The 12,473-nt window shown below is 34.9% G+C and carries 9 protein-coding genes; 3 read left to right on the forward strand and 6 right to left on the reverse strand.

Translation table 11 applies throughout. The features are described from left to right. The first annotated feature begins 2 nt into the window (after positions 1-2). The 3 genes from ACYFX0_RS02415 to ACYFX0_RS02425 are packed head-to-tail and all read left to right on the forward strand — an operon-like array spanning position 3 to position 3,772. Positions 3-1,541 carry a spore germination protein gene (locus ACYFX0_RS02415; RefSeq protein ID WP_000534547.1) on the forward strand — a complete coding sequence of 513 codons (1,539 nt, stop codon included), beginning with the start codon at positions 3-5 and terminating at the stop codon, positions 1,539-1,541. Then, positions 1,538-2,635, forward strand: coding sequence for an endospore germination permease (locus tag ACYFX0_RS02420; protein WP_000166524.1), 1,098 nt, complete (start codon positions 1,538-1,540; stop codon positions 2,633-2,635). The genes ACYFX0_RS02415 and ACYFX0_RS02420 overlap by 4 nt, the downstream gene beginning before the upstream one ends. Then, positions 2,636-3,772: a Ger(x)C family spore germination protein gene (locus tag ACYFX0_RS02425; RefSeq protein ID WP_001252186.1), complete on the forward strand. Its 1,137-nt coding sequence runs from the start codon at positions 2,636-2,638 to the stop codon at positions 3,770-3,772. It abuts the gene before it with no gap. A gap of 74 nt (positions 3,773-3,846) precedes the next feature. Here the strand turns inward: ACYFX0_RS02425 and ACYFX0_RS02430 are convergent, their stop codons facing one another. The 6 genes from ACYFX0_RS02430 to ACYFX0_RS02455 all read right to left on the reverse strand — a co-directional run bounded on the left by ACYFX0_RS02430 (position 3,847) and on the right by ACYFX0_RS02455 (position 12,467). Then, positions 3,847-5,229, reverse strand: a complete 1,383-nt coding sequence (locus tag ACYFX0_RS02430) for an APC family permease (RefSeq protein ID WP_000051659.1) — start codon at positions 5,227-5,229, stop codon at positions 3,847-3,849. A 499-nt stretch (positions 5,230-5,728) separates the two neighbouring features. Then, a complete protein-coding gene (locus ACYFX0_RS02435; protein ID WP_001116193.1) occupies positions 5,729-5,869 on the reverse strand; it encodes a hypothetical protein in 141 nt (46 codons plus the stop codon). A gap of 57 nt (positions 5,870-5,926) precedes the next feature. Next, a complete protein-coding gene (locus tag ACYFX0_RS02440; protein WP_016098801.1) occupies positions 5,927-9,289 on the reverse strand; it encodes a tubulin-like doman-containing protein in 3,363 nt (1,120 codons plus the stop codon). 79 nt (positions 9,290-9,368) lie between these two features. After that, positions 9,369-11,465 (reverse strand): vWA domain-containing protein, encoded by a 2,097-nt coding sequence (locus ACYFX0_RS02445; RefSeq protein WP_106081764.1) that lies wholly within the window; start codon positions 11,463-11,465, stop codon positions 9,369-9,371. Positions 11,466-11,721: 256 nt separating this feature from the next. Then, positions 11,722-12,060, reverse strand: a complete 339-nt coding sequence (locus ACYFX0_RS02450; RefSeq protein WP_000511530.1) for a VOC family protein — start codon at positions 12,058-12,060, stop codon at positions 11,722-11,724. A 71-nt stretch (positions 12,061-12,131) separates the two neighbouring features. Beyond that, complete coding sequence (locus ACYFX0_RS02455) at positions 12,132-12,467, reverse strand: hypothetical protein (RefSeq protein WP_000842899.1); 336 nt, start codon at positions 12,465-12,467, stop codon at positions 12,132-12,134. Positions 12,468-12,473 lie beyond the last annotated feature (6 nt).

Below are 12,473 nucleotides of genomic sequence, written 5' to 3' on the forward strand. Positions count from 1 at the left end.
ATATGGGATCTTTTCGAAAATGGATAAGGGGCGAAAAATCTTTCTCTACACATGAGCAATCTGAAACTGTATTAAATAAAGAAATTTCTTCCTCCATGCCGCTTAATCTTAAACACTTATCCAAATTATTTAGTGGTATTCCAGAATTAATTACACGCACTTTCCCGTTAAAAAACGGAAAAGAAGCTGCTCTTATATATATGGAAGGACTTGTAGATAAAACTGTTATTAATGTAGATATTCTTCGTCCTCTCTTATTTAAAGAATGGAATGAAGATGATTTTTGGGAATCTTCTGTTTCTATAGGGAATATTAAAAAAGTTCAGAAGTGGATAGACATTGAGCAATCTCTCTTACATGGCAAAAGTATTTTATTTATAAACGGGCAATTATCAGCTTTAGAACTAGATACACAAGCGGCGCCAAAAAGGAGTATTGAAGAACCTACAACAGAGACTTCCATAAAAAGCTCACACGAAGGATTTAATGAAGTGGCAAGTGATAGTATCGCACTTATTCGTCGCTATATTCCAAATCGCGAATTAAAAGTGAAGGAATTCACTGTTGGCGAACGAGCAACCTCTAAAGTTTTTTTACTTTATCTTGCAGATGTTGCAAACGAAGATGTTGTACAAGATATGGCATGCCGCATTGAATCAATCAAAGTAGATGCTATTCTTACTACCGGTGAATTAGAAGGATTTGTTGAAGATAATTCCTATACTCTCTTCCCACAATTGTCTATCACTGAACGTCCTGACACAACGGCACATCATATTTTGAATGGGCGAATTGCTGTTGTTGTAGATCGCTCACCAGGCGTATTAATAGGACCGATGACCTTTTCATCCTTTTTTCAGACGATAGATGATTACAGCTTCAGACCTATGATTCCATCTTTTATACGACTCCTTCGTTTCACTGGGTTATTTATTGCAATATTTGCTCCTGCTCTTTATATTGCTATGATTTCCTTCCATTATGAAGTGATTCCACTCAAATTGTTGTTAACGATTGGAGAATCTCGAGCCAAAATTCCTTTTCCCCCCATATTAGAAGCTTTATTAATGGAATTAGTTCTCGAAATGCTCCGAGAAGCAGCGATTCGGCTTCCTGGGCCTGTTGGACAAACAATCGGCGTCGTAGGAGGAATTGTAATTGGACAAGCTGCGGTTCAAGCTGGGATTGTTAGTAACGTTATGGTTATCGTCGTATCAATTACTGCGGTTGCCTCTTTCATTATTCCTAACTTAGAAATGTCAGCAGGAATTCGGCTTCTTCGATTCCCAATGATGATAGCTGCCTCTTTATTTGGCGTCATTGGAATTATGGTTGGAATGGCAATCATTATCATCCATATTCTTTCTATGGAATCACTTGGTGTGCCATATGGTAGTCCTTTTTCTCCGTCATATGCTTCGGATTTAAAAGATACCCTTGTACGTTTCCCCTGGAAGATTATGAAGAAACGGCCACTATCTCTACAATTAAAACAAGATAACCGGCAAAGAGATGTTGAGGAAAAGGAGGAGAATAAGTGACAAAACGTGCAAAGAGGGAAATCACTTTATTTCAATACATTTTAACTATTAGTGGTGTTCAAGTCGGATTCGGCGTACTTACACTCCCGCGTGAAGTTGCACAAGGAGCGAATACAGATGGCTGGATGTCTATTATTATCGGATGTGTCATTACTACTTTAGTCAGTCTATGTATTGTAAAAATCATGGAAAAACATCCAGGATATACTTTACTTGATGTGCTGATACGCTATCTTGGAAAATGGCTAGGAAGAGTAGTAATGATTTTTTGGATTTTATATGCTGTACTCGCAGCTGTTTCCTTAATTTTTTCCCTCTTATACGTTATTCATATTTGGATTTTACCTAGATCTCCTATGTCTTTAATTATGATTTTGCTATCTATTCCAATGCTTATGCTTGCATGTAAAGGAGCACTTATTATTAGTCGTTTTGCTGTTTTCACTGTCATCTTTACACTTTGGATGCCATTATTATTATTTATTCCTCTTAAAGATGGGCATTTTATATATCTTCTTCCTCTTATCAAGGAAGGATGGCTACCAATTATAAACACCGTAAAATCAACTATCATTGCGTTTCTCGGATTCGAGTTTGCGTTTGTCCTTTATCCTTATTTAACTAACAAAGCATCTGCAAAAAAAGGAATTGTTATTGCAAATTTGATTACGCTATTTATTTATCTTCAAATCACGTTCGTTTCTTTTATTTATTTTAGTCCAGATGGTATAACAAAGTTTTTATGGCCAACTCTTTCTCTTGTTACACCGTTTCACTTCTCATTTCTTGAGCGGTTTGAAATTATCTTTTTGTCATTTTATCTCTTTATTATTTTTGATTCCTGTATTCCTTATATTTTTACTGCTTCAGATGGTATTAATCAATTACTTAACAAAAAAGGCAGTTCATTACCTATTTATTTTTTATTATTCGGGTGTATTTTCATCTTATTCTTTTATATCCCTTCTTCTTATCAGATAAGTTCGTTGCGGGAATTTTGGGGAACTGCTAGTTATTTTATCGTTTTTCTATTCCCAGTTGTATTTCTCTTATACATGACACTTTATCAGCATTGGAAAAGGAGAAAAGTTTAAATGAGACGCTTTATTCATTTTATTATATTTTGTTTTCTCATAATTTTTTTAGCAGGTTGTGAAGATCGGCTTGATTTAGAAAAACAATCCATCTCATTAATTTACGGTTTTGACGCAAAAGCAAAAGGAAAATTAATTGTGTATCACGTAAACCCTATTTTCAATGAAGATGTAGAGAAAAAGTACGAAATTCATGAAGCGAAAGTACATACACCCCGAGAAGCAAAAGATACGTTTAACAGTTCAAGCAGCGGTTTAGTGTCCACAGAAAAGTTACAGCTTATATTGTTTAGCACGAATTTTTTAAAACAAGAAGGAGCTATGCCTTATCTGGATGTTTGGTATCGCGACCCTAAAAATACAGGGAATATGCGCATGGTTGCAGTAGATGGCTCCATTTCTTCTGTTATATATAATAATTTCAAAGATAAGCCTGCTCTTCCTGAATATTTAACAGATTTAATTAATACGAACAAACTATACAATCGGACCGTGTTTACGACATTCCATGAATTTCATAGACAAACTTTTAATAAAGGCGTAACTCCTGCTATTTCAGAAATAAAAAAAGGGAAGAAAGATGTTATTGTTACCGGTTCGGCACTATTAACCTCTCGTGGAACTTATAAGATGTCTTTAAATCGCTACGAAAGTGCCCTTCTTCTTATGGTGCAAAAGAAAGCTAATATACCCGTTTCACTTACAATGAAAATCCCCTCTAATTTAGTTGAAAGTAATAGCCATCTAAAAGATACAAAAGGCGACGATTTTATAACAATAAATATTCTTAGTATGAATCATGATATCGGTACAGACTATAGCGATAACCGCTTCAAATTTAATATTAAAATGGATTTAAAAATTGCCGTATCTGAACTTACATTCAACATGGATATAGAAAATGATAGAAAAAAATTAACTTCTCTTATTACAAAACAACTAAACAATGATTTAAACGATTTAATCCACAAAATTCAAAAACAGCAACTTGATCCATTCGGATTTGGTGATTATGCGAGAGCGTTTCAATATAAAGAATGGAAACAAGTTGAAGATGATTGGCCAAGTGCCTTTTCAAAAGCTAATGTGAAAGTGGCATCAACTATTAAAATTTTAGAAAATGGGATTATTAAATAGAAAAAACACACTACTTGTTCTTATATGAATAAGTAGCGTGTTTTCATTTCCATTACAAGTATTATTTCAATGGACTATACTCTATTTCCATTTCTAACATTACTATGTTTTTTAGCATATACAAAATATATGAAAACGCCTATTATAATCCATGCCACAAAACTAATTAAAGTAAGCTTAGAAAGGTTCAAAGCCAAATATATACAACTTACTATTGAAACAATAGGTAAAAAAGGTACTAGAGGGGCACGGAATGGCCTCTTCATATCAGGATGTGTCTTTCTTAATACAATGACAGCTATAGATACAAACACAAATGCTGTTATCGTTCCCATATTCACTAAATTAGCTAATAAATTCAAATCCACTAATCCCGCTAATAAAGCTGCTAGTATACCTGTAACCCACGTATTAAAAAATGGAGTTTGTAAACGTTTATGGACACTTGAAAGTCTTTTTGGTAACAGTCCATCTCGACTCATCGAATAAGATACACGAACAAATGCAAACATAGCTACTAACAGAACTGTTGTTAGCCCTGCTATCGCTCCCACCGATAACAACCCAGCAATTCTATCTTCTCCTACAGTGCGCAACGCATATGCAACCGGATCAGCAACATTTAATTCCGTAAACGGAACCATTCCAGTTAGCACGAATGAAACACCTACATATAGAACGGTACAAATGAACAAGGAAACAAGTAGCCCAATTGGCACGTTACGTTGTGGACGCTTCACTTCCTCTGCGGCTGTTGCAACTGCATCAAATCCTAAAAAAGCAAAAAATACAGTAGCAGCGCCCCCTACCACACCGTGAAAACCAAACGGTAGAAATGGTTGCCAATTCTCTGGTCTTACATATTGTGTCCCTACAACAATAAATCCTACAATAACAGCCAGTTTAATAATAACCATTATATTATTAATTCGTGCACTTTCTTTTGCACCACGGCTTAATAAAAATGTAACAACTAAAATAATAAGAACTGCTGGTAAATCAATGATTCCACCCTTCTCCATTCCTGGTGCCGAAGCAAAAACCGTAGGAATGTGAATATTAAAACCTAGTAGCAGTGACTGAAAATATGCTGACCAGCCTGCTGCAACCGCAGAAGTCGCTAATAAATACTCCAGCATAACACACCAGCCAACTATAAATGCAAAAATCTCACCTAGTGTCATATATGTATATGAATATACACTTCCCGAAACTGGAACTGTAGATGCAAATTCAGCATAACAGAAAGCTACACATGCACATATAATTGCCGCTAATACAAAAGATAATACAATCGCCGGACCAGCATGTTTCGCTGCTACAATACCAGTTAATACGAAAATACCTGTACCAATAATTGCTCCAATACCCAAAAGAGTTAAATCAATCGCTCCTAAAGTTTGATTCAATACTTTTTTCTTTTCTTCATCCATTGCTTTCTTTATGAAAAGACTCATTCTTTGAAACCTCTTTTTCAAGTTTATCTCTTACTTGTTACATTCTTTATTACTGTTCTATTTTAAAAATAAAAATATACATAGTTCACTTCCCCTATAGACTTAGTAACCCGTCTCAATAAAAACAGAAAAATCAATCTCTTTATATCGTATTGAATTTTCAAAATATTAATCATACCAAAAAACCATTAAGAATGCTGATTGAATTTATCATACAATTAATTATATTGTCAATAATAAATCACTCAAAAATAATCGGTTGATTATGTATCAAATGTTATTTTTATACATAATCATTTTCTCAAAAACATTGTTGTTTCCCACCTTAATATTCATATTCATTTTATTACATTGATTTTCATACAACCTTCATTACATACAATGTAATGAAAATCATAATAACCTCAAATTAATTATTATTCAAAAATAATAATTAATTTGAGGTTATTTCACCATTTTAATACTAACAAAAAAGTGCAGATTTTCATCTGCACTTTTTTTATTCTTCCACTTCAGCTTCTGCACTACTATTTTCAAGATGCTCCTTCTGAGCTTCCTCTTGCAACTCTGCTGAAATCATCCCATAATAAAGTTCCGGATATAACCCAAATATTTGATATACACTTCCTAAAAACGGCATCAGAATCCCTCTTTTCTAAAGTTGTATTGCCACTTTTAAGGATTCCCTTTTCATTCACTATACATTCGTTTTTGGCGTTTCTTCTTCATCTTGAATACTTAATAAATTTTGCCATTTTTTATACGGAGCGCTATTTGGATCTACATATCCTTTCGCATGCGAGCGATCCCACAATTGTTTAATAAACATTTCTTTCTCTTTCTTTGCAACCATATCAGCACCTGTACCGTAATAGTTCTGGAAATACAACTCGATTTCATCAAGGAATAGTCTTAATAATTCATCTGATGTTTCTTCTAACGTCGGATCATACTTCGCTTCACGGTCATACATTAAAATCATGTCTAAAAGATTGTGGACATGTTCTTTTCTAAGCCATCTTACATCTTGGGCTCCTAATACGAACGGATGTGTATATAAATGTCCACCTTGTATCATCGCCTTTTCTTGCTCTTCTTCAAATCGTGACAAGATGTTTTCATAAATAAACGGATTATGAAGCAATGCTCTGTGTAATTTATAACTTTCGCTTGAAATATTTTTCCCCATCGACTGAATTAAAAAGCTACGTCCCACACCGTTATATTGATACACAAACTGTCCATCAACAGCAACTAAACTAATCCAGCGATACATATATGCGTATAGTAATGCACGATTACATTTATCATAATCTAATTTTGTTTGAGTCGCATTCAAATCTGGCATAAAGGCTGGTAAGTGCCAATACTTATCTAAATGCGGCGTTAAACTAGATTTTTTACTATTTAATTTGTTTACACGGCGATAATACGATTGGAAATAGTCCCCTTTATCATTCATAAATCCGTTTGAAATATGTCCTGATGATAATTTAGGAAAATCTTGCAGCGATAAGCCATAATGTGCTCGATAACAGATCACTTCAAATGGCGAAAAGGCTTCGTGTACTGTATCTTTTTCTTTAAACATTTCTTGAATCAATTCCTCTTGTAGCTCTTTCTTTAAAGAAGGATGTATACCCCAATATTGTAATTCCCTATGATGAGCAACTTTCGGAATGAACGGACTTGCTAAATGGAACAGGTCTTCAATTTTTTCACGCACGTATTCATTGCGATCACGTTTCTTATAATCTGCTTCTTTTCGCAATGCTTCAATAATATTCAATTCTAATTTATCACGATAGCGTACTTGCAGTTCGTCATAACAATAGCTCAGTATATGTTCGCGATAGAAATCCTCTACCTTTTTCGACTGAATCTCTTCTGTTTTCGCATCACGACAATATTCCCCATACAAACTCATATAAATTTCCGCTGATATATCTTTCGGTAGTACACCTAAATTTAAATGTTGCTGCATATCTTGCCATATCTTTTCTTGCAGCTGTTCCTCTGCTAATACATATACATTCGTCGGGTTTGTTTTCCCTTCAAATTCCTTACTGCGCTTTTGGATTTCAAACAATAAATTTTCACGTGTTTCATGTAAATTATCAAAAAATCTTTCCCAATATTGAATCATTTTATTAACTGCCTGATATAGCGATTGATACACAAGTTCTAATAGCATTTCTTTTCGATATTCATTTAATTTGTGTACATATTGCGTTACGATGTCTTCAAATTCTCTTTTGAATAAACGTTGCTGATTATTAATCATTTTTCCGAACCAGCCTTGTTGTTGAGCAATTTCTACTCGGCGTACAGCCGTTACCGTGCCATCGATATTACCTACATTAAATTTTTTATCGTAGTTTTGAATTACATTACGCTTTTGTTCATTATTTTCATGTAATCGATTCATTTTTTCTACTAACTGTTTTCGAATTTCATATAACATAAAACGTGCTGCTACTGGGTGAACTGGATCTGTTTTCTTTAAAAACCATGTATTTAATTGATAGGACTGCCCTTCAGAACCACTTGGTGAAAAGCGGTCTGATTCAATCATGTCATATAAAAGTGTCGTTACATGTTCATGTACACGGCTCGGAATCGCATATGCATATAAGCGAACCGCATGATCCACTCTTGCCACTTCACCTTTCATTTGTTCCATCATTTTCAGTTTCGCAGCTGAAATTTTACACTCATGTTGCAGACGATTTAATTCCTCATCTTTTTGCACCGTTCGTTGTACATAACTTTCTACAGCTTCTAAAAACAGTTTTGATTTCGCAACTCCGAGCTTACCACCTTCTGCTCCTTCACGTGTTTCATTATACATTTGTCTATAGAAAATATGAGCTTGCTCTGGACGGGTAGCAAGATGCTCCAAGTCCTCTAAATAACTTTTACCTCTCTCCGGCTTTTCACGCTGCATCCCACGTTTTACATCTTGGTCGTATCTTTGCTTCTTCTCTTGAAACAGTTGATCTAAATGCAGCCACGATTCATCTAAACCTTGCACCGCCCATTTTAAAGCACAATATTTTAACACATGCTCATATGGATAAATGAGTTTTGCCGTTCCTGCCCCGCAATATCGTCCTTTTCCACTTGATTCTGCTAATTGCTGAATTTGATTGTCTTCCTGTGCAAAATGACTTGTAGACATCGGGCTAAATAACTGTAAATAAATTGTATTTGCCATTTGCTCCATATAATCTGATAAATTGTGCAAATGGTGTCCATGTAGGTTTTCGTAGTCGTATAAGAAACAATAATTGTACGGTAAATGATGTTGTTTAATTGTATGATTCGTTCTTCCGTCTTCATCTACTTGATCAGGGCGATACTCTAATTCAATTGTTACCCCGCCGCGTTTTGATAATTCTCCAGTAGAACCGAGCGTAATAGCATGTAATTCTTTTAACGATGCATATCCGTTTGCTTGCACCGTCTCAAACTCTTTCGCACTAACTGTTCTCGTCTTTACTAAAACATCAGGCATTAAAAACGCACCGCGTATTAAAATGTTATGATGCTGCAATTTTTTCCGAAGCATTTCACGTAAATATAATGCAATTTGTAGAAACATCCCCGAACCTGTTCCGCCTGCTAGTGATGTTACTATAATGACACGCACACCATATTCTGTTTGATCACTTGTAACTGGAAAAATTTTCTCGATTTCTTGCCAAAAAGAGGTCAATTTATCTTCTTTCATCGCAGCACGTAATGCTAAACGTGAAATGACGCGTAACTGTCCTGCTCCTTCTGTTAATGGTTTATCAAGTATAGTCGGATCCATCGGAAACCACTCTGGAATCGTTGGATCTCCCGCAATATACTCCCTAGGCGTTTTACTAGAACTTGTTTGTGTCTTAAACTTTCGAATATGATCAAATTTACTCAAAGTATTCACATCTGTATCAAATACGTGCATTGCTACCTTTTTTCGGCGCTCTTCAGGCAGTTTTTCATATATTTGATGCGTCACAGTACTACCGATTCCACCTAAACCAATTAATATTGTTGGAACTTGTAATGTCATGTGAACCACCTTCCTATTCTTGCTTGTTTGAAAAAAGGGAAAGAGAATCAATACTCCATCCCCTTCTTTTCCCTATCTACTATTCACATTCGTATTTGTAAATCTCCTTACCATATCCTCTATCAATTAGTAAAAGTTCATTTGGATATAGTGTCTTATGTTCCATTCCTACTTCATCCTCTGTTATAAACATTCCATCAATAATCATTCCAACTACTTGTGATTCTTTCGCTACAAAGACAGATTTCGAACCTTTCTTCGCTATAAATGTAACAGATTGCACCGTTTTTCTTTCTGCTCTAAATGGGATACCAAAATAATGGTTCCACCATTTATTTCGAAGTAATTCTGGTTCAGATTGATATAGCCAATCTTTCGCTACCTCTTGATCCCATTCATAATACAGTAGTGCCTTCCGGTGAAATCTCGGCCGAACAATCCATCCTAAAACAATGATTCCTACTACTAGCAGTAATAAAGTGATAGGAATGACAAACTTAAAAATGAGCGCATATTTTTCATAAAACGGAGCATCTTGAATATGGAATGTTATGTTTTTCTTTACTTCTTGTAACTTTGAATCCTGCATTACGATGGTAGCTTCTACGGTGCCGGTATCTGTAAAATTAAATGTGTCGGAGTAATAGGGACGAGGATAAACATAGATCTGATTTCCATGTTGCTTTATTTCATAATTGATTGATTGTTTAGATGTGACACCAGTAGATTTTAATAGTTTTTTTACAGCTTCTTCTGTCATCGGCTTACCATCTAACTGTGGTTGTAAAACAAATGGTTTACTCTTCTCTAAATTTGTTACTTTTTCTTTATAATCTTTTGTAACAGTTTGAAGTGATAATTTCGGTTTCTCAGCTGTTTCAATTTTAAATTCTTTCGTCTGTCTATAAAACCCCTTTATATTCATATGAACTTTCCCGCGTACTAACCCTTTACCAAGCTTAGTTTCGTAATAAAACACATGCCTCTTATCGTCCCACTTCATCGGATATTGTTTTCCGTCTATTTCTACTTCTGCTTGAAAGTAAGAAGACTGAACTGGCAACTCCGTAGGCTTTGCTTCAATAACAGCAGTAACACCTTCGTACATTTTCTCTACATTTTTTTGACTACTATCATCTTTGTCATAAGTAGAAACCGTATAATTAAGCGCCGGTTCAACTAGTACTTGTAGTCCTTCTTTCTCAATGTCCTGGTCGACTTCTATCGTATAAGTTCCTGGTTTAATAACTTCCTGATTTTCCGTACTTATATGAACTATATTTCCGAACAATTTTGCTTCTCCTGGTGCATGTATGGAAAAAGAAGATTGTAATTGTAATGGTTTAGAAATTTGTGCGACCTGATAATCGGGCAGAGAAGGCGATTGTCGTACAAGCGTCATACGCTTTAACGGAAACGGTGTTGTAATCTCTACTTTTTTCCCCACTACTTTCGTTTTTACAATCGATTCAACAGAGGAGAATGGATCACGATTTGCAACTAATGCTGCCACTTGATTTACACTTTTTACAATGCCATCTTCTCCGCTTGACGGCATCGTAACACCATTTATCTCTTTCTTCCATATTTCCTTGAACGTATTTAGTTGTTCTTTTTCTTGTTGTCCTAAATCTTCTTCCATCGTAATTAAGACTGGATGTAACGATATCTTTTTTGCATCCATTTCTTTCTTAAACTGGGCTAATTTCTGTGTAATTTGTTCTTTTCCGCCAATCTTATCTTTCTCTAAATCATTAAATGCCCCGTCAGTTAATACAATAAGCCAAAATTCACGTTTTCCATCTATATCTGCTTCCTTTTTTATAGATTGCATCGCCGTTTCTACCGCGCTAAATGGAGTATTTAAATACGTTTTCCACGCTCCAATTCCCTCAATTTCTGTTTGCCTTTTATCCTTCGTTAACGAAATATTTAATGGATCATTTGGCTTACTCATTGGAACGTAAGAAAATTTATCTTTTTCATCTAATAGCGCAACTAAACTTTGCAAAGCATAATTGGCATATTTCCAGCGATCGTTATTTCTCATGCTGCCCGAATCATCATATACAAGTGAAACGACCCTTTCCTTTGCCTCCTCTCCTTTTGCAAAAGCTGATAAAGGTAAACATATAAATAGAAATAACATGAACGTGGCACAAATTCGGATTTTCATGATGAGGCTTCGCCACCTTTGTAGACAAATTCCTATGTTTAAATTTATGAGAGGAAACAAGATATATGACTTGTATTTTAGGACAACTAACCCACCATAACTTTATTATGTAAACAGATCATACACTTGGTAATATCCCTTCTAGCATTCTCTATCCAATTATATAAGTAAAAAAGCCTGTTTAAGCTCCACACTTAAAACAGACTTTTCCTACTTTTTATTTTAAAAACACATAATAAAAAGTTTGATTTTTGATTTAACACATCACTTCTATTGTAAATCCACCAGGTGCTTCAACGTAAAATGTATATGCATGGGCATGCTTAGGAGGCTCCACCAAAAATCCATCTTTCTTCAATCTTTGATTTATCTTATCTACATGTTCTTCACTTCCTTGTGGAAATCCTACATGAAATGTTTTTGGATACTGAACTTCTTTTCCCTTCATTAAAGTTAGTATAAATCCATCATTATCACGCATAACTGCAAAGGCATTCCCCCTTGTTCCACTACAAATTAAACCAAAATACCTCTCTAAAAACTCTCTAGATGCTGTTACATCTGTAACTGTTAAATTGAGATGTTTAATTCCCAATCCTCCACCTTCTTTCTCAATTTTCTAACATTTTATCATACAAATAAAAAACACGCCTTTCACAGCGTGTTTCATTGCTTTACATACACTTCAACAATCGGATTCTCTTTATTATCCGCATGCAAGCGTATATTCTCTTCACTTGCATTATAAATACTAGCTAGTAACATTATCGTTAACACATTAGGTGTCTTCGCATCACTTCCGTATTTTCTCTCAAGCGCTTCCTTATATTCAAAATCTAAATCCCCCTGCACATATGTATACACTTCAAAACCATCTTCTAAATTGCAAACTACTGTATCAATAATATCTGCTCCTACTTGCTTCTTCATTTCCTCTCGCAACGCTTCAATAAATTCTTCCCACGGTACTTCGTATGTCTGAAACTGATCTGTAGATTTCATGCCTTT

The sequence above is a fragment of the Bacillus sp. NEAU-Y102 genome (genome assembly GCF_054788175.1).

Excerpts from the sequence above, each read along its gene's own strand:
- ACYFX0_RS02415 (WP_000534547.1), top strand. The coding sequence starts at position 3 with ATGGGATCTTTTCGAAAATGGATAAGGGGCGAAAAATCTTTCTCTACA.
- ACYFX0_RS02425 (WP_001252186.1), top strand. The coding sequence starts at position 2,636 with ATGAGACGCTTTATTCATTTTATTATATTTTGTTTTCTCATAATTTTT.
- ACYFX0_RS02430 (WP_000051659.1), bottom strand. The coding sequence starts at position 5,229 with ATGAGTCTTTTCATAAAGAAAGCAATGGATGAAGAAAAGAAAAAAGTA.
- ACYFX0_RS02435 (WP_001116193.1), bottom strand. The coding sequence starts at position 5,869 with ATGCCGTTTTTAGGAAGTGTATATCAAATATTTGGGTTATATCCGGAA.
- ACYFX0_RS02440 (WP_016098801.1), bottom strand. The coding sequence starts at position 9,289 with ATGACATTACAAGTTCCAACAATATTAATTGGTTTAGGTGGAATCGGT.
- ACYFX0_RS02445 (WP_106081764.1), bottom strand. The coding sequence starts at position 11,465 with ATGAAAATCCGAATTTGTGCCACGTTCATGTTATTTCTATTTATATGT.
- ACYFX0_RS02455 (WP_000842899.1), bottom strand. The coding sequence starts at position 12,467 with ATGAAATCTACAGATCAGTTTCAGACATACGAAGTACCGTGGGAAGAA.